Annotated in this window: 16 protein-coding genes; 14 read left to right on the top strand and 2 right to left on the bottom strand. The window is 33.8% G+C overall.

Annotation, left to right across the window (positions count from 1 at the left end; all coding sequences use genetic code 11):
* Positions 1 to 70 precede the first annotated feature (70 nt).
* Positions 71 to 724 carry a hypothetical protein gene (locus tag ACYQ1E_RS12060; protein ID WP_459879675.1) on the bottom strand — a complete coding sequence of 218 codons (654 nt, stop codon included), beginning with the start codon at positions 722 to 724 and terminating at the stop codon, positions 71 to 73.
* 356 nt (positions 725 to 1080) lie between these two features.
* Between ACYQ1E_RS12060 and lysS the strand changes: the two genes are divergently transcribed.
* Genes lysS through ACYQ1E_RS12015 form a run of 9 tightly spaced genes read left to right on the top strand, consistent with a single transcriptional unit; the run spans position 1081 to position 10814 of the window.
* On the top strand, positions 1081 to 2577 hold the full coding sequence (gene lysS / locus ACYQ1E_RS12055) for a lysine--tRNA ligase (protein ID WP_459879672.1): 1497 nt from the start codon (positions 1081 to 1083) through the stop codon (positions 2575 to 2577).
* A 3-nt stretch (positions 2578 to 2580) separates the two neighbouring features.
* Positions 2581 to 3807, top strand: a complete 1227-nt coding sequence (locus ACYQ1E_RS12050; protein WP_459879669.1) for a lipoprotein-releasing ABC transporter permease subunit — start codon at positions 2581 to 2583, stop codon at positions 3805 to 3807.
* Positions 3800 to 4474 carry an ABC transporter ATP-binding protein gene (locus ACYQ1E_RS12045; protein WP_459879666.1) on the top strand — a complete coding sequence of 225 codons (675 nt, stop codon included), beginning with the start codon at positions 3800 to 3802 and terminating at the stop codon, positions 4472 to 4474. The genes ACYQ1E_RS12050 and ACYQ1E_RS12045 overlap by 8 nt, the downstream gene beginning before the upstream one ends.
* Positions 4471 to 7113 (top strand): outer membrane protein assembly factor BamA, encoded by a 2643-nt coding sequence (gene bamA, locus ACYQ1E_RS12040; RefSeq protein WP_459879663.1) that lies wholly within the window; start codon positions 4471 to 4473, stop codon positions 7111 to 7113. The genes ACYQ1E_RS12045 and bamA overlap by 4 nt, the downstream gene beginning before the upstream one ends.
* A 24-nt stretch (positions 7114 to 7137) precedes the next feature.
* Complete coding sequence (locus ACYQ1E_RS12035) at positions 7138 to 7671, top strand: OmpH/Skp family outer membrane protein (RefSeq protein WP_459879660.1); 534 nt, start codon at positions 7138 to 7140, stop codon at positions 7669 to 7671.
* Positions 7672 to 7688: 17 nt separating this feature from the next.
* Positions 7689 to 8729, top strand: a complete 1041-nt coding sequence (lpxD, locus tag ACYQ1E_RS12030) for a UDP-3-O-(3-hydroxymyristoyl)glucosamine N-acyltransferase (RefSeq protein ID WP_459879657.1) — start codon at positions 7689 to 7691, stop codon at positions 8727 to 8729.
* Between the two features lie 3 nt (positions 8730 to 8732).
* Complete coding sequence (fabZ, locus tag ACYQ1E_RS12025) at positions 8733 to 9182, top strand: 3-hydroxyacyl-ACP dehydratase FabZ (RefSeq protein ID WP_459879654.1); 450 nt, start codon at positions 8733 to 8735, stop codon at positions 9180 to 9182.
* Positions 9183 to 9977 (top strand): acyl-ACP--UDP-N-acetylglucosamine O-acyltransferase, encoded by a 795-nt coding sequence (gene lpxA / locus ACYQ1E_RS12020; protein WP_459879651.1) that lies wholly within the window; start codon positions 9183 to 9185, stop codon positions 9975 to 9977.
* A gap of 12 nt (positions 9978 to 9989) precedes the next feature.
* Positions 9990 to 10814, top strand: a complete 825-nt coding sequence (locus ACYQ1E_RS12015) for an LpxI family protein (protein WP_459879648.1) — start codon at positions 9990 to 9992, stop codon at positions 10812 to 10814.
* Here the strand turns inward: ACYQ1E_RS12015 and ACYQ1E_RS12010 are convergent.
* On the bottom strand, positions 10806 to 11300 hold the full coding sequence (locus ACYQ1E_RS12010; protein ID WP_459879645.1) for a methylated-DNA--[protein]-cysteine S-methyltransferase: 495 nt from the start codon (positions 11298 to 11300) through the stop codon (positions 10806 to 10808). The genes ACYQ1E_RS12015 and ACYQ1E_RS12010 overlap by 9 nt on opposite strands.
* 29 nt (positions 11301 to 11329) lie before the next feature.
* Here ACYQ1E_RS12010 and ACYQ1E_RS12005 point away from each other — a divergent pair, with 29 nt between their 5' ends.
* The 5 genes from ACYQ1E_RS12005 (at position 11330) to ACYQ1E_RS11985 (ending at position 18206) form a co-directional block, all read left to right on the top strand.
* Positions 11330 to 12373, top strand: a complete 1044-nt coding sequence (locus tag ACYQ1E_RS12005) for a rod shape-determining protein (protein WP_459879643.1) — start codon at positions 11330 to 11332, stop codon at positions 12371 to 12373.
* Positions 12374 to 12442: 69 nt separating this feature from the next.
* Positions 12443 to 13309 carry a rod shape-determining protein MreC gene (mreC, locus tag ACYQ1E_RS12000; RefSeq protein ID WP_459879640.1) on the top strand — a complete coding sequence of 289 codons (867 nt, stop codon included), beginning with the start codon at positions 12443 to 12445 and terminating at the stop codon, positions 13307 to 13309.
* Positions 13310 to 13416: 107 nt separating this feature from the next.
* On the top strand, positions 13417 to 14688 hold the full coding sequence (waaA, locus tag ACYQ1E_RS11995; protein WP_459879638.1) for a lipid IV(A) 3-deoxy-D-manno-octulosonic acid transferase: 1272 nt from the start codon (positions 13417 to 13419) through the stop codon (positions 14686 to 14688).
* Between the two features lie 9 nt (positions 14689 to 14697).
* Positions 14698 to 15576 (top strand): lysophospholipid acyltransferase family protein, encoded by an 879-nt coding sequence (locus ACYQ1E_RS11990; protein ID WP_459879635.1) that lies wholly within the window; start codon positions 14698 to 14700, stop codon positions 15574 to 15576.
* Positions 15577 to 15596: 20 nt separating this feature from the next.
* Positions 15597 to 18206 (top strand): cobyric acid synthase, encoded by a 2610-nt coding sequence (locus ACYQ1E_RS11985; RefSeq protein WP_459879632.1) that lies wholly within the window; start codon positions 15597 to 15599, stop codon positions 18204 to 18206.
* The last annotated feature ends 22 nt before the right edge of the window (positions 18207 to 18228 follow it).

Here is an 18228-nt window from a genome sequence, read left to right as displayed (position 1 = left end):
AAGAATGTTTATTTCTTAAACTTCCTAAAGAAATTTCAAGCTGGAGTTGATAATTCTAACACAAACAAGATTATGCAAGATTATTTTTGTAATTTTTTATGGAATTTTGAATATCCTCCAATGAATTACTATTTTTTATGGTTGTAGCGAAATTTTCTAAACTATTCTGTCTTTGTCTTAGAGAAAGATCCTCTAAATTAGAGATGTCTTTCCAGGTAGACAAAAAATCTTTCAAGGTACCTTTTAAATTATCACTTTCTCTTCCCACCTCAAAAATTTTGTTTACAGAAGAAATATAACTAGAAGCAGTATTGTATCCAAATTTTTCATATGTAGAAACCGATAGATTCATTAATAAATTGCCAAGTTCTCTATCATTTTCCTGAAGAAAAGAATAATTTTCAAAAAGAGAAGAAAGGGCCTGTTTATTTCCATGTTGTAACATATCTTTCCATAAGAGAGCAGTAAAAGAACTGGTTTTTGTATCATAATTTAATGCCATTTGTTGGATAAATTCTCGAAATCCTGAGAGTACTTCTTCTCCTTCACTTTTACTAAGTTCTGTGTAAATTGAACTAATTTGTTTTGCCGCAAGACTAATTTCTTGAAAACTCGTTGTAGCTACATCAAACACTACTTTATTTAGTAAGTCACTGTTATCTTTATCTTTATCATAAAATCCAAATAAAAGGGAATTCATTAATTGCCCTGTTTTCTCAATCATAATTTAGTCCTCCTCTCAATTTTTTGTCTCTGATTTTTTTATTTTTAGCAAAATTGCAATGCTTAAGTTTTTATATAACATTTTTATGTCTATAAAGCAAGGCATCTTTTAATAGTTTTATGTCTTGTATATGATCCTTGTTAACCAAATTTCTTTTCGGATTCCTTTGGACCTTTCAAATTCCTTGACTGGAGAATCTTTTTAACTTATTAAACTTTGATTGTTGAATTTTTTGTTTAAGGGTACAAGGGCAAAGAGAAAATATTAAAGGAATCAATTTTAAGGAAAGTAGCTAGTTGGTAACAGGGATAAGGCAAGTGCCACAGTTCCCAGAAATATTTCTTAAGGAGTGAAACTTGAGCGGGCGAAATAGCAAAAGTAACTTAATAAAACAGAGATTTGAAAAGGCAGAAAAGTTAGAGAAACAAGGAGTAAATCTCTTTCCAAACACATTTAGAAAAAAACAGGATATCCTGGAAATCAAAGAAAAGTATAAGTTTCTTTCAAAGGAAGAGCTGGAAAAGGTTAAAGAAGAAAGTGTAATAGCCGGAAGGTTAATGGCCATAAGATCCTTTGGCAAGGCAACTTTTGCACATATACAGGATGGAACTGATAAAATTCAGATATTTTTGCAACAAAAAGAGCTTGGCATTGATAAATATAAATTTTTCAAAAAACTGGATATTGGCGATATAATTGGACTTAGAGGAAGGCCTTTTTTAACAAAGACAGGAGAACTTACTCTAAATGTAAGTGATTTTGAGCTGGTGACCAAGTCTCTTCGTCCTCTTCCTGAAAAATTTCACGGCCTAAAAGATGTGGAGGCGAGATACAGACAGAGATATGTTGACTTAATAGTCAATCCAAAGGTGAGAGATATCTTTAGGACCAGGACCATGATATTAAAATTAATTAGACAATATTTAGATCAAAGGGGGTTTATGGAAGTTGAGACCCCTATGATGCAGATTATTCCAGGTGGTGCTACTGCAAAACCCTTTGAGACTTATCATAATGCCTTGGGAATGAAACTTTTTTTAAGAATAGCACCTGAACTGTACCTAAAAAGATTGTTGGTGGGTGGATTTGAGAAGGTCTATGAGCTCAATAGAAATTTTAGAAATGAAGGAATATCTACCCAGCACAATCCTGAGTTCACAATGCTGGAATTCTACATGGCCTATGCTGACTACAATGATTTAATCAAGATTACAGAAGATATGTTTTCATATCTAGCTCAAGAGATTTTGGGGTCCTTGAAAATAAATTATCAGGGTAAAGAAATAGATTTAACTCCTCCATGGAACAAACTCAGTTTTTATGAATCATTGGAGAAAATAGGCGGGCTTTCCAAGAAACAGTATCAAGACATTAAAAATGCAAAAAATCTAGTACTGGAACTTGGAGAGAATGTAAAGGAGTATGATAGTCTTGGAAAGATTCAAACAAAACTCTTTGATCTTTTGGTTGAGCCAAAGTTAATACAGCCTCACTTTATTTATCACTACCCAACTGAAGTCTCCCCCCTATCCAGACGCAATGACAAAGACCCATCAATTACAGACAGGTTTGAGCTCTTTATTGCAGGAAGGGAGATGGCAAATGCTTTTTCTGAATTAAACGATCCCAGGGATCAAAAAAGGAGATTTGAAGAACAGGTAAAAGAAAAGGCCAAAGGAGAAGAAGAGGCACATTTTATGGACCAGGACTATGTCCGTGCCTTAGAATATGGGATGCCCCCAGCTGCTGGTGAAGGTATTGGAATTGACAGGCTCGTTATGTTGTTTACAGATTCTCCATCCATAAGGGAAGTTATATTATTCCCTTTGCTTAAGCCAGAAAAAGATAAGTAGCTTATGTCATCCTTTGAGTTTTTTGTTGCTACCAGATATCTTTTGAGTAGAAGAAAACACAGTTTTATCTCTGTTATATCTGTTTTTTCTATTGCAGGTATTGCACTAGGAGTAGCTGCTTTAATTGTTGTCTTAGGTGTGATGAATGGGTTTTCCAATAATCTTCAGGATAAGATTTTGGGGGTGAATGCCCAGCTGATCATAACCAGTTTGGAAGGTCCAATTGCAGATTATCAAAAGGTATATGAGAAGATAAAGAAGGTTCAGAGTGTAAAAGGAGTTATGCCCTTTTTGTATAGTGAAGTAATGGTGAGTTCCCAAAAGGGCGTTAAAGGGGTTGTTTTAAGAGGTATTGATCCTTATTTGGCAAAAAAGGTGTTGAGGTTAGATAAAGATTTGGTTTTGGGATCTATAGATGATTTGTCCTCTTCATCTATTCCTCCACTTATTATTGGAAAAGAACTTGCCTTTAAACTGGGATTGGGAAGGGGAAGTTTTTTAAATATCTTGAGTCCCACTGGGGGAACTTCTTCTTTTGGATTTATTCCAAAAATCAAGGTCTTCAAAGTGGTCGGAATCTTTGATACTGGCATGTATGAATATGACTCTTCTCTGATTTATACAAATATATCTTCTGCCCAAAAATTAATGGGATTTAAAAAAGATGTAGTATCAGGGATTGAGGTAAGTTTGTATGATATTTATAAGGCACCAGATATAGCCAAGCACCTCAGAAAAATCCTTGGTCCTACCTATTTTATTCAAACATGGATTGATTTGAATAAAAATTTGTTTTCCGCCCTTAAACTTGAGAAATTTGCAATGGGCATAATTTTGGCGATGATTGTCTTAGTAGGGTCCTTTAGTATAATTACAACCCTTTTTATGCTTGTTATGGAGAGGAAAAAGGATATAGCTATCTTGATGTCAATGGGAGCAACAAAGAGAGAAATCAAAAGGATTTTTGTGTTATTGGGAAGCTTAATTGGGTTTGTTGGTACCACTATTGGATATATATTTGGACTAGGGCTTGGATACCTTATTGAAAAATATCAATTCATAAAATTGCCCCAGGATGTTTATTATTTAGATTACCTTCCAGTTGAATACACTTTCATAGATCTAGCCACTATAGGGATTGTAGCAATGTTACTATGTTTTTTAGCTACCCTTTATCCAGCATCTCAGGCCGCAAATGTAGAACCAGCACAGGTGCTGAGGTATGAATAAAGAGTTATATAAGGTAGAGGGTGTGACAAAGGATATTGAATTACCCAATGAAAGATTAAGTATTTTAAAGGGAATAAATTTAAATATAAAAAAAGGCGAAAGTGTTGCTATTGTGGGTGCCTCAGGTTCTGGAAAAAGTACTTTGTTGCACATACTTGGAGGATTAGATAGACCAAGTTATGGAAGGGTTTTTTTTAAAGACAAGGATTTGACATCAATGGATGATGCTCAAATGGCCTTATTTAGAAACAAATATGTTGGTTTTGTGTTCCAATTCCACCACCTCCTTGCTGAACTCAATGTGCTGGAAAACGTTGCCATGCCCCTGATTATAAGGGGGATTAAGAAAAAAAAGGCATTTGAACGAGCCCTTTTTGTACTTGGTCTAGTTGGTATGGAACACAAGAAAAAGCAGATGGTTAATACCTTATCTGGTGGTGAGAGGCAGCTTGTTGCCCTTGCCAGATCACTGATAGGAGAGCCTGAAGTAATCCTTGCTGATGAGCCAACAGGTAATTTAGATAGAAAAAATGCTGCAAAGGTGGGAGAAATATTAAAAAACTTAAATCGAGAGATGGGTCTTACAATAATATTGGTGACCCATAACATGGAACTTGCCAAGCTAATGGACCGGATATTAAAACTTAAACACGGGAAAATTCAATGAGGAAAGTCTTTGTCTTTTTTATAGTTTTGAGTGTTTTTTTTACCTCCTTTGGACATTGCAAAACAAAAACTATCCTAGTCCTGCCCTTTGGATACAATGGATCACCCAAATATTCTTATTTAATTGAAGACCTCCCAAAACTCATAAAAAAAGAGCTGGAAAAAAGAGGTTTTTCTGTTTTTCCCCTGGAAGATACTACGGCTTTACTTCAAGAGCAGGGAATTACTGAGTTAGATTCAAGCATAGTTAAAGATCTCACAATCCTGGCTGGAGCAGATTTTGGTTTATATGGAAGTTTTACTCAAATAGGAGAAGGGTTTAGCATTGATGCTATGGTCATTGACCCATATGAATTGGGTGGTACTAGAACAATTTCCATATCAAAAAATTCCATTTTAGAGTTAATGTCAGCTCTGTCATTGCTGGCAAAGCAAGTAAAAGAAGCTGTTTTTCACAAAATGGTAATAAAGGATATAAGGGTTAAAGGGAATAAAGTGTTGGGTTCTGATGTTGTTTTAATGAGGTTAAAAGCAACTAAAGGTAGTGTATTTGATTTAAAGACAATAGATGAAGATTTAAAAAGATTATATAAAACTGGATACTTTGACGACATTTCTGTGGATGTTCAAGATACAGCAGAGGGTAAAATAATTACTTTTATTGTAAAAGAAAAGCCTATTATAGGAAGAATTAAGATAAAAGGAGCCAAAAATATTGATAAAGATGATATTTTAGAAGTAATGGATACCAAACCTAAAGGGCTTTTAAATTTAAAGGTGCTAAGTTCAGATCTAGAGAAAATTAGAGAATTATATAAAAAGGAGGGTTATTATAACGTTAGAATATCCTATGATGTAAAAGAGATATCCCTTGGAAGGGCTGAGCTTATCTTACATATTCAAGAGGGTAATAAACTTTATATTAAAAAAATTACTATTAAAGGAGTTAAACAATTAGATGAAGATGATGTAAAGGATGTCCTGGCCTTAAAAACCAGGGGATGGTTTTCATGGCTAACAGGGAGCGGTATCTTTAAAGAGGAGCTCTTAGATAGAGATGTTGCTGCAATAGAGGCACTCTATGCAAATAGGGGGTTTATAGACGTAAAAGTAGGACAACCACAGGTAGAATTTAAAAAACATGGGATTTATATTACTTATACAGTAATCGAAGGTACCAGATATAAAATTGGTGATATAAAATTTCAAGGAGACTTAATTGTACCCAGAAAAGAACTCTTAAACCTTATAAAACTTGATGAATTAAAGAAAAAAGATAAATATTTTGATAGATCAGTCCTCAGGGATGATTCAGAAGCCATTAGAAAATTTTATGCAGATTATGGATATGCCTTTGCAGAGGTTAATGTGAATATTTCCAGAAAATTAGAACAAAAAAAGGTAGATGTTATTTTTGATATAATTAAGAGGCAGCTGGTATTTATCAACAGGGTTGAAGTAGAGGGAAATACCAAGACCAGAGAAAATGTAATAAGGAGATATCTTGCTATTTCAGATGGAGACAAATTTAGCGCCAAAAAGATAGATTTTTCAAAGGAAATGTTAACTAAACTGGACTACTTTGATGAGGTAAATATAGAGACAGTGCCAACAAAAAAACAGGATGAGCTGGATCTTAAGGTAAAAGTCAAAGAGAAAAGCACAGGTTTTTTTAGTGCAGGCGCAGGTTATTCAAGTATAGATAGTGTATTTTTTACAGGCAAAATAACTGAGAGAAATCTTTTTGGGAGGGGATATCAACTATCTTTTCAAGGCAGCTTTGGTAGCTCTTCTTCATATTATTCTTTGAGTTTCTGGAACCCGAATTTATATGATGGACCGCTAGGTATTGGGACAGATCTTTTCAATACAGAAAGGGAATATGATGACTACACATTAAGCAGGACTGGCTGCTCCTTGAGATTTGGATATTCAGTTGGAAGATTTTCTAGAATTTATTGGAATTTTTCCACGGAAAAATATAAGGTCTATGACCTTGACGAGTTTGTGAGTGATGAAATAGAAGACATAGAGGGAAAGAACTGGGCGAATTCTGTTTATGCTGCACTGGTTAGAGACTCAACTAATAGAATTTTTAATCCTACAAAAGGGAGTTTGAACAAGATATCCCTCGAATATTCAGGTGGTATACTTGGTGGAGATGACAATTTTATAAAATTCGAATATGAGTTTGGCTATCATAAAAATGTATTCTGGAAACTTACTTTTAATCTTCACTTTGAAATGGGGTGGCTATTTAAAAATACCGGAGATGATGTCCCTGATTTTGAGAGATATTATCTGGGGGGATTAAACAGTGTAAGGGGCTATGATTATAGAGATATTTCCTGTTATGATAGTGCAGGTAATGATATAGGAGGTTATAAGATGTATTTTACAAATTGGGAATTAACCTTTCCAGTAAAGGAGGATATTGGACTTATAGGGCTTGTTTTCTTTGACGCAGGAAATGTTTGGGATAAAAACGAGATGTATGATTTGGATCTATATAAAAGTGTTGGATTTGGTATAAGATGGAATTCTCCAATGGGCCCCTTAAGGTTGGAATATGGGTATCCCTTGGATGATCTAAAGGACAATCAGGGAAAGTTTGAATTTTCTGTTGGAACATTTTTTTAATAAATAACAAACAGGAGGACAATTATGAAAAAGTTTTTATTTTGTATTTTGATCATGTATTTTATTTGGCCAAATGTAGTTTTATCTGAAAATATAAAAATTGGAGTGGTTGATCTACAGGCAGTACTTGAAAAATGTGAGGCAGGTAAAGCTGCAATCGCTAAACTACAGGCTGAATTTAAAAGTTTAAAAGATAAACTGGATAAGAAAAAGCAAGCAATAGATAAGCTGAGGGCTCAACTTGAAAAACAAAGACTTATGTTAACTCAAGAAGCTCAAATAGATAAGGAATTGGAATACAAACAAAAGGTGCAGGAGTTTAAGACTTTATATTCCACATATCAGCAAAAGATGCGTATTAAAGAGCGTCAGTTGAGGGAACCTATTGTAAAAGAACTAGAAAAAGTATTGGAAAAATATGGCAAAGAAAAGAATTTTACTTTGATAATAGATAAGAGAAATAGTGGGGTAGTTTATAATAGTCCCACAGTAGATATTACCAAAGAAGTAATAGTTGAATTCAATAAGGCATGGAGAACTAGAAAAAAGAAAAAATAACATGGATGGATAGATACATGAAATATAGATTAAGCGAACTTGGTGCTTTTTTAAAGAGAGAATTTATTGGCAAAGATGTGGAAATATGTGGTTGTAATACATTAATGGATGCAAAAGAAGGAGAAATATCATTTCTAGCTAATCCTAAATATGCGAAATATCTAAAATCTACAAGAGCAGGAGCGGTTATATTAGAACCTTCTTATGCCAGTGAAGTAAAAAATTGTATTATAAGCGACAATCCATATCTTGATTTTGCAAAGGTTGTGTCTTTATTTGCAAAGGAGCAGGGAGAATTTTCAGGAATCAGTGAGCTTTCCTATATTCATGAAGATGCAAAAATAGCTGAAGATGTGGTTATTTATCCTTATGTGTATATTGGTCCAAGGGCAAAAATTGGCAAAAAAACCAAAATTTTCTCAGGGGTTTATATAGGAGAAGATGTATCTATTGGTAATAAATGCACAATATATCCAAATGTGGTGATAATGGGAGGATGTGAGATAGGAAATAGAGTGATTCTACATCCTGGAGTGGTAATTGGTTCTGATGGTTTTGGATTTGCAATGGGAGATGAGGGCAGGGAAAAGTTCCCTCAAATTGGTAAAGTGGTAATTGAGGACGATGTAGAAATAGGGTCCAATTCAACAGTGGATAGAGCAGCCTTAGGTGAGACAAAAATAGGTAAAGGAACCAAAATAGATAATCTGGTTCAAATTGGTCATAATGTAAAGATTGGTGCAAACTCTGTTTTAGTGGCCCAGGTTGGTATAGCTGGCTCAACTAATATTGGAAAAAATGTAATACTGGCAGGACAGGTGGGAGTAGTTGGTCACTTAAATATTGCAGATGGAGTTATTATTGGTGCAAAATCCGGCGTTCCTAAAGATATAAAGAAAAAAGGTATATACAGTGGCTCACCTATAATGGAACACAATCGTTTTTTACGAACATGTTCTGTTATTTCTAAGCTTCCTGAAATATATAAAGAATTCAAACAGTTAAAGAAAAAATTAGATATTCTTGAAAAACAGTTAACAGGTAATCAGGATAGATAGATTATGGATAAATTTATGGATATAAGAAAAATTTTAGAATTACTGCCCCATAGATTTCCTTTTTTATTGGTTGATAGGGTACTTGAGTTTGAGAAAGGAAAATCTTTAGTTGCGATTAAGAATGTGACAATAAATGAGCCATATTTTCAGGGACACTTTCCTGATTATCCAGTAATGCCAGGTGTACTTATTGTTGAGGCTATGGCCCAGGCTGGGGGATTATTGACAATATATAGCATGGAAAACCTGCCAGAGGGAAAGCTCTTTTTATTTACAGGCATAGAGAAGGTGAGATTTAGAAAACCTGTTTACCCAGGAGACCAGCTCATTTTAAAGGCATTTTATTTAAAACATAAGATGAATATGTGGAAAATGAAGGCCGAGGCATGGGTTGAAGATAAACTCACAACTGATGGAATCCTCACAGCAGCATTGGTTGATAGGGGGAAATAAATGGCCACAGAGATTCATAAAACAGCAATTGTGGATAAAGATGCAACTATTGGAGATAATGTTTATATTGGTCCTTATGTGGTTATAGAATCAGAGGTAGAAATTGGAGATGGTTGCAGAATAGAGCCATTTGCCCAGATTAAAAGATTTACTAAAATGGGAAGGAATAATCATATTCATTCCTATGCGTGTATTGGTGGTCCGCCTCAGGACTTGAAATTTAAAGGGGAAGAGAGTTATTTAATTATTGGAAATGATAATTGTATTAGAGAATATGTTACTTTAAATAGAGGGACAAAACATGGTGGAGGCGTCACAAAAATAGGATCTAGATGTCTGATTATGGCCTATGCCCATGTTGCCCACGATTGTATTCTGGAAGATGAGGTGATAATGGCTAACGCAGCTTCTTTAGCAGGACATGTTATAATTGAAAAAGGAGCTGTTTTAGGAGGGCTAAGTGCAATACATCAATTTGTGAGAATAGGAAAATATGCCTATATTGGAGGATTAACAGGTGTTGCCCAGGATGTTCCTCCTTTTACTTTGATTGCAGGCGAGAGAGGGAGCATGCATGGTCTTAATTTGGTCGGACTTAGAAGGAGAGGATTCTCTAAAGAAGATATCAGTAAGCTAAAAAGGGCCTATAAAATCTTGTGGAGAGAGGGACTTAAAAAAGATGAGGCCATTGAAAAAATTCAGGTTGAGTTTGGAAACCATGATATGATTATGGAACTTGTGAATTTTGTGAAAAATAGTAAAAGAGGGATAGTTCCACCAAAAAAAATAAAATAATAGAATAAAGTTATGTTAAATAGAGTTGGAATAATAGCTGGAGAAGGAGATTTTCCTTTTTTAGTGTCACAAGGAGTGAAAGATACAGGAAATGAGCCCTATATAGTGGCAATAACAGGTCATACAAGGGAAGAAATATCGGCTATTTCTGAGAATGTTTTGTGGATACATCTAGGACAGTTTGGAAAGCTTATAAATTTTTTCAAAAAGAATAACGTAAAAGAAATAATATTTGCAGGGGCCATAAATAAACCCAAAGCATTAAACATCAGACCAGACTTTAGAGCTGCTAAATTGCTTTTAAAACTCAGAGCTCATTCAGACAATACACTACTTCAAGCTGTGATAGATGAACTTGTAGAGGAAGGTTTTTCTGTTATTCCACCTACAAATTATGTTCCTTCTCTTAAGACCCCAAAGGGAATTTTGACAAAGAGAAAGCCGAATAAAAGAGAAAAAGAAAGTATAAAATATGGATGGCCTATTGCAAAAAAGCTTGGAGAAATGGACATAGGTCAGACAATAGTAGTAAAAAATAAAATGGTTGTTGCTGTAGAGGCAATGGAAGGGACTAATGATACTATACAAAGGGCAGGGTCACTGGTAAAAGGAGAGTTAGTAGTCATTAAAGTTTTTAAACCTAATCAGAGTGCTGTGGTTGACCAGCCCAGCGTGGGAGTTAAGACAATAGAAATCATGAAAAAAGCAGGAGCCAGCATCCTTGCTATAGAAGCTGAAAAGAGCCTTTTTTTCGAAAAAGATAGAGCAATTTCTCTGGCCAATGAGTATGGAATTTCCATAGTGGGGATTTTGGAAGGTCCAGAGGAATTAGATTGAGTCATCAAAAAAGTGAATTTGTTCATGTAAAAGTAATATCTTTTTTACTTGTTTACCAGATGAAAAACCACCTATATAATTGTTCTTTTTTATCACTCTGTGACAGGGTATTACTATTGGCCAGGGATTTTTATTTAATGCCCTGCCAATTGCCCTTTGTCCATTTTTAAGATCAATTAAGTGGGCAAGTTTCTGATAGGTTATGGATTGTCCAAACTTTGTGTGTTTGATTAATGTAATAAATACCTTTTTTTGAAATGGGGTAACAATATTCCAATTTAAAGGGACTATAGGTGGAGGATCTTCTTTTTTAATAAAATAGTGTGTAAAAAATTCTTGGGCTAATTCTCCAGCTTTGGATTTTATGTCTGGTTCTAAGGGGCTCTTTTTTTTAATTGGAGATAAAAAAATTTTTAAGATAAGGTCTTTGTGAGTTATTAATTTGATTTTTAAATATGAAAAATATAGGGTTTCTATTCTATCCATAATTAAAAAAAAATTGAGAGAATATGCATATGAGCAAAATATTTGATAAAATATTGGGCGTTTTTTCAAATGACCTGGCAATTGATTTAGGCACAGCCAATACCCTTGTGTATGTAAAGGGTAAAGGGGTTGTTGTCAATGAACCTTCTGTTGTAGCTGTTAAAAAGGACAAAAGGGGTAATAACAGGGTAGTAGCTGTTGGAGATCAGGCAAAAAGGATGTTGGGCAGAACACCTGGTAATATAGTTGCCATCAGGCCCATGAAAGATGGGGTTATTGCAGATTTTGAAATAACCGAGGCCATGCTCAGATATTTTATTTCCCAGGTACACAATAGCAGACGATTGGTTAGACCAAGGATTGTGATCTGTGTTCCAACTGGAATTACACAGGTGGAAATGCGAGCAGTAAAGGAATCTGCTCAAAGCGCTGGTGCAAGGGAAGTATATTTGATTGAAGAACCCATGGCAGCGGCTATTGGGGCAAAACTCCCAATAACTGAACCCACAGCAAATATGGTTGTTGACATTGGAGGTGGTACCACTGAAGTAGCTGTAATTTCCCTTGCTGGCATTGTATATAGTAAGTCTGTGAGAGTTGGTGGAGATAAAATGGATGAAGCCATACTCCACTACATTAAACGGAAATATAACATGTTAATTGGACTTGGTATAGCAGAGAGGATAAAAAAGCAGATTGGTTCAGCCTATCCTGGAGAATATGACTCTGAAAAAATCATTGTAAAGGGTAGAGACTTGGTCTCAGGCATCCCTCAACACGTTGAGGTATCTACCCCAGAGATCAGAGAAGCAATTTCTGAGGATGTAAATTCCATAGTTCAAGCAGTGAGAATTACACTGGAACAAACCCCCCCTGAACTTGCAGCAGATATAGTGGATAGAGGGATTGTTTTAACAGGTGGTGGTGCACTTTTGCGGGGCATAAATAAACTACTTATGGAAGAAACCCAGCTTCCTATAACAATAGTGGATGATCCTTTAACCGCTGTGGTTATGGGTTCAGGAATGGTTCTGGATAACTTAAATATGTTAAAAGAAGTAACAATAGAATAGTCATCAAAAATTAAATCCCTATTGGGCACAATCAACTAATATGAAAAGATTTATAGATAAAAAATTCTTATGAAGAATTTAAAAACACTAATGTGTTGGATTGCCCTTTTGACCCTTTTATATTTAGGTCTTTTTACATGGAATATAAAGACCCATCATTTGGATTGGATTTCTAAACAATGGGGATTAAATATAGTGGGAATGATTCTCCTTCCAGGTAAAAAAATACAGCAGGAGATTAAAGAGTTCTGGTATAATTACATAGACCTAAGAAGGGTCAGAGAAGAAAATAAGATATTGGAAAAAAAAATTAAAAAATTGGAATTAGAAAACATCTCTTTAAAAATAAAAGTACGAGAGTGGGAAAGGATAAGAAAACTCCTTAAATTTACACAAAAAAAAAGGTGGAAATTTATAGGAGCCAGGCTGCTTTTATACAAACAGGTTGACTCAGAATTTCTAAATTGTATTCTTATAGATGTGGGGACAAAGCAAGGCATTAAAAAAGACTTACCTGTAATAGTGCCTGAAGGACTTGTGGGGCGAATTTTAAACACATCCTTGCATTTTTCTACAGTCCTGCTCATATCTGATACCAATTCTAGAATTCCTGTTATATCCGCTGTTCACAGGGTCAAAGGGATTGTTCAAGGTCTGGGAAATGAAGAAAAAATTGAGGTTAAATATGTCCCCATTACAGCACATCTCGCTGTTGGAGAAGAGTTTGTTACATCTGGTCTTGGAGGAATTTTCCCAAAAGGTATTCCTGTTGGTGCAGTTTCTTCAATAAAAAATGAACCTACTTCATTATTTAAAAAGGTCTTTTTAAAACCATATGCCAATCTCTCTCAAGTAGAGGAAGTTTTAATAATCCAGGTCCCATCACAACAAGCTATCAACAAATTAGCACCAAAAACAGATCTTGTTAAAAATTAGAACAAATTCATTGAAAGATACATGATAATGTAATTTATGTTCTAGAAACTTGACCAATTTTTTTTTATAAATTATTTCCCCAAACAACAGGTTAAAATGGAGAGATTATGAAGTCTTTTTACAATATACTTGTTTATGGCTCCCTGCCCTTTGCTCTGGCAAGGATATTTTATAAGAGTTTTAGACTTAGAGAATATAGGGAAAGAATTTCTGAACGATTTGGGCTAGTTAGTTTTCCCCAACTTAAAAACTCAATTTGGCTCCATTCAGTATCTGTTGGCGAGGCGCAAACATCATTGCCTATTTGTTTTAAACTAAGAGAAAAATTTCCCCAAATCCCTATTGTTATAACTACAACTACACCAACTGGATCAAATATTGTAAAAAAAAATTTAAAGTCCAATATGTTCCATTCTTATTTACCATATGACCTAAACAAATTTGTAAAGAGATATATTAACCATATTAACCCAGTTTGCTTTATTGTAATGGAAACGGAAATATGGCCAAATTTATTCTGTAATTTACATAAAAATAACGTTCCCATTATTATAGTAAATGGAAGAATATCTCCTTGGTCCTATAAAAATTATTTAAAAATTAAATTTTTTATGTCTGAAATTTTAGGCAAGTGTAGTTATATACTGGTACAAAATGAAGAATATGCCAAAAGATTTATTAATATTGGAGCACCATCAGAAAATGTTAAAATCTTTGGTAATATAAAATTTGATATTCCTATTCCACAGGATAAAGTTAAAATAGGAAGAGAATTAAAACAAAAATATCTAAAAGAATATAAAATCCTTATAGGTGCATCAACCCACGGAGATGAAGAAAAAGTACTACTTGAAATATATATTAACCTTAAAAGAAAAAGTAATAATTTCAAATTGATACTAGTTCCAAGACATCCAGAAAGATTTAACTTAATAAATGATCTATGTAAATCTTATGGCTTAATCGTGCACAGAAGATCTTGGGATTTGGTTCCTTCAGGCGATTTTGATGTTTATCTTGGTGATTCCATGGGAGAGATGATGATGTATTATGCAATGTCAGACGTGGCATTTGTAGGCGGCTCTCTGGAAAAAATAGGCGGTCATAATGTGTTAGAGCCTGCAGCCATTGGTATTCCTGTGGTTATTGGCCCAAATTATTTTAATTTTCAGGAAATTGTGGATGTATTTAAAGAAAACAATGCAATAGTTGTTGCCAAAGATAAATTGGCTTTGGAAAAGGAAATTTTAAAGCTTTTTCAAGATGAACAAACAAGAACCTGTATTGTAGAAAATGCAAAAATAGTTCTGGATAAGAATAAAGGAGCCTTATTACAAACACTGGATATAATTTATTCTCTTGTAGAGAAGAGAATATAAGGTTTTATTATGATCAAAGAAATTTTTTTTGAGACATTGACACAATCTCTTCATAAACTCAATTTAAAACAAATATCATTTCTGGGACGTACACTAGGTACATTGATGTGGACATTTTTGCCTTTTAGAAGAAAAAGGGCAATAACAAGTGTTGAAAAGCATCTTAATAAAAACAAAAAAGAGGCCATTTATATTGCAAAAAAAAATTTTCTGCATACAGGACAGGCATTTGTCGAAATCTTTTTCAATCTAAAAATGGACTATAGATTTTTAAGTGATTTTGTGGAAATAAAAAACGAGTTTATTTTGAAAGAAATCAAAAGATTAAAAAGACCTGTGGTAGCTGCAACGGCACATCTTGGTGCATGGGAATTGTTGTCTGGAATAATGTCTCTATTGTTTCATGATATACCCACGCAAATAGTCATTAGAGAACCAAATGATCCAGTGATCAGCGCAATTGTTAAAAGGCTTAGGGGAAAATATAAACATGAGATAGTTCCCAGGGACAATTCTGTTCCCCGTATTGTAAAAGTTTTAAAAAAAAATGGTATGAGTGCCTTTTTAGTTGACCACAACTGTGGGTGGAGGAAAGCTGTATTTCTTCCTTTTTTGGGAGAAGTTGCAGCAGTAAATTTTGGACCTGCATTAATGGCTGTAAGAACAAGAGCAATTGTACTCCCTGTATTTTTGGTAAGAGGAGGAGCAAAAGGCTATAAACTCTATTTTTTGCCTTACCTTGATACTAAAAAATGCAAAGGGACATTAAAAGAAAAAGTTAAAGCCATTTGTGAATTTTATACAAAAGCAGTGGAAGAGATGGTCTTAAAATATCCTGAACAATGGTATTGGATACACAATAGGTGGAGAACTAAGCCCAAAAAATAAGATTAAAACAAGGAGTTTTTGTGAAGAACTTTCAGCATGGCGGTAATTTACACCAAATTGCCAGAGAATGTGGAAAATCTGCAGATGAACTCATAGATTTTTCTGCCAATATTAACCCACTCGGACCTCCTATATCAGTAATTCGTGCTATTAGAGAAGCAACCCATTATATTATTCACTATCCAGAAACACCACCTAAAGAACTACTAAATAGTGCAAGTAATTTTTATGGAGTTAGTGAAAAAGAAATAGTATTTGGCAATGGTTCCACAGAACTTTTATATCTCATTCCCAGAATAGTAAATAAAAAAAAGGCAGTAATAGTAGTTCCATCATATGTTGATTATGAAAAGATATGTATATTAAATGGCATACCAATTGATTTTTATTATCTTAAAGAACAAGATAAATTCAAATTAGATTTTGACAAATTATCTTCATTTTTAGACATTCCATCTATAGTATTTATAGGACAGCCAAATAATCCAACTGGTAAAATTTTTAATCCAGAGTCAATAAGAGAAATAGCGATTTCCAATCCAAATTCAATTTTTGTAATTGATGAAGCTTTTGCTGACTTTGTGGATGCAAGTGATAGAATATATCTAAGACGACCTAAAAATGTAATTGTGCTCTTGTCTCTTACAAAATTTTTCGCTATTCCTGGAATTAGACTAGGACTTATGATAGCAGATGAGGCTATAATAGAAAAGATAAAAGAGCATTTACCTCCATGGTCAGTAAATTCCATTGCTTATAGAGTAGGTATAAATATTTTTCAAGAAAAGGATTATATTTATCAAACTAGAAAATATGTATCAGAACAATATAAATTCATCATCAATGAATTAAAACAGATCCCAGGATTATGCCCCTTTGAATCTGATGTAAATTTTATTTTAGTAAAAATTACTTCAAAAAATATAGATGTGTCTTTTTTAAAGGATCTTTTACTAAAAAAAAATATAATTATCAGGGATTGTTCAAATTATAGAGGGCTGAACAATAAATTTTTTAGGATTGCAGTAAAAAGCAAGGAGGAGAATTCATATTTAATAGAGTGTTTAAAAGAAATATTTTTCAATAAAAAAACAGATAAAAAATTTTATCCTATGGGGCCATATTCTTCCACAAATACCCCTGCAATTATGTTTGTTGGGACAGGTTCAAATGCTGGAAAATCCATTTTAGCTGCGGGATTATGCAGGATATTATATAATGAAGGTTTTAAAGTAGCCCCATTTAAGGCCCAAAATATGTCATTAAATTCCTATGTTACCAAAGATGGTGGTGAGATGGGAAGGGCCCAGGTCTTGCAGGCTCAGGCATGTAGATTAGATCCAGACGTAAGAATGAACCCCGTTCTTTTAAAACCTTCTTCAGACACTGGCTCTCAGGTAATTGTTTTGGGAAAGCCAATAGCAAATATGGATGTTAAGGATTATTTTGAATACAAAAGGAAACTTTTAGATGTAGTGAGACATGCCTATGATTCACTTGCATCTGAGTTTGATGTTATAGTATTAGAAGGAGCAGGCAGTCCTGCTGAAATAAACTTAAAATCACACGATATTACTAATATGCAAATGGCTAAATATGCAAAGGCAAATACTCTCTTAGTTGGGGATATAGATAGAGGAGGAGTATTTGCTTCTTTTATTGGAACCATGGATCTACTTGATAAATGGGAACAAAATTTAATCAAAGGATTTATTATAAATAAATTTAGAGGAGATGCATCCCTGTTAGATTCTGCAATTGATGTTATAGAAAATTACACAGGTAAACCTTTTTTTGGAATAGTTCCCTATATTAGAAATCTAGGCCTTCCTGAAGAAGATTCAGTATCATTTAAAATAGGATGGGATAAGATAAAAAAAAGGGAAAATGCTCCTATTAAAATAGCTTGTATTGATTTGCCTCATATATCAAATTTTACTGACTTAGATCCTTTTTTGTTTGAACCAGATGTATCAATATATATAATAAAAGATAAATTAGAATTATTAAGAAATGAATTTGATTTAATTATTATTCCTGGAAGTAAAAATGTAATCAAAGACAATGAATATTTAAAAAAATCTTCAATAGCTGAAACCATTAAGTATATTATAGAGAATCAAAAGACACAACTTATAGGTATTTGCGGTGGATTTCAGATAATTGGAGAAAAAATTTGCGATCCCCACAACATTGAGTCGTCCCAGGTTTATACAGATGGATTGGGATTTCTTCCTGTTATAACAGAATTAGCCAAGGAAAAAACATTGATTCAAACAGATGCTGTATATATACCAGTTGGTTTAAAATTAACAGGTTATGAGATCCACCATGGGAAGACCTTTTGCAGCGTTCCAGATAAACTTATGTGTGTTGTAAAAAATAAAAGAGGTGATGAAATTGGATATGGGACAAAGGACCTTAAGGTGTGGGGAAGTTATCTTCATGGAATATTTGATGATGATATTTTTAGACGGTGGATTATTGACCAGCTCAGGACAAAAAAAGGTCTTCTTCCACTTAAAACTCCTCAATTTAGCTACAATGTTGAACAAGGATTAAACCATCTTGCAGAAGTTTTAAAAAATAGTTTAGACATGGAAAAAATTTTAAATTTTATTCTTGCCTAGCTTTTTAAAAAACCTATAAAAT

It is taken from the genome of Desulfothermus naphthae (assembly GCF_054657475.1).
Note: the sequence above shows the minus strand (reverse complement) of the source record. Positions and strands in the feature narration are given on the sequence as shown.

Bases quoted from the DNA above. Each gene is read 5' to 3' on its own strand.
- ACYQ1E_RS12060 (WP_459879675.1), bottom strand. From the start codon at position 724: ATGATTGAGAAAACAGGGCAATTAATGAATTCCCTTTTATTTGGATTT.
- ACYQ1E_RS12050 (WP_459879669.1), top strand. From the start codon at position 2,581: ATGTCATCCTTTGAGTTTTTTGTTGCTACCAGATATCTTTTGAGTAGA.
- ACYQ1E_RS12045 (WP_459879666.1), top strand. From the start codon at position 3,800: ATGAATAAAGAGTTATATAAGGTAGAGGGTGTGACAAAGGATATTGAA.
- bamA (WP_459879663.1), top strand. From the start codon at position 4,471: ATGAGGAAAGTCTTTGTCTTTTTTATAGTTTTGAGTGTTTTTTTTACC.
- ACYQ1E_RS12035 (WP_459879660.1), top strand. From the start codon at position 7,138: ATGAAAAAGTTTTTATTTTGTATTTTGATCATGTATTTTATTTGGCCA.
- lpxD (WP_459879657.1), top strand. From the start codon at position 7,689: ATGAAATATAGATTAAGCGAACTTGGTGCTTTTTTAAAGAGAGAATTT.
- fabZ (WP_459879654.1), top strand. From the start codon at position 8,733: ATGGATAAATTTATGGATATAAGAAAAATTTTAGAATTACTGCCCCAT.
- lpxA (WP_459879651.1), top strand. From the start codon at position 9,183: ATGGCCACAGAGATTCATAAAACAGCAATTGTGGATAAAGATGCAACT.
- ACYQ1E_RS12015 (WP_459879648.1), top strand. From the start codon at position 9,990: ATGTTAAATAGAGTTGGAATAATAGCTGGAGAAGGAGATTTTCCTTTT.
- ACYQ1E_RS12010 (WP_459879645.1), bottom strand. From the start codon at position 11,300: ATGGATAGAATAGAAACCCTATATTTTTCATATTTAAAAATCAAATTA.
- ACYQ1E_RS12005 (WP_459879643.1), top strand. From the start codon at position 11,330: ATGAGCAAAATATTTGATAAAATATTGGGCGTTTTTTCAAATGACCTG.
- mreC (WP_459879640.1), top strand. From the start codon at position 12,443: ATGAAGAATTTAAAAACACTAATGTGTTGGATTGCCCTTTTGACCCTT.
- waaA (WP_459879638.1), top strand. From the start codon at position 13,417: ATGAAGTCTTTTTACAATATACTTGTTTATGGCTCCCTGCCCTTTGCT.
- ACYQ1E_RS11990 (WP_459879635.1), top strand. From the start codon at position 14,698: ATGATCAAAGAAATTTTTTTTGAGACATTGACACAATCTCTTCATAAA.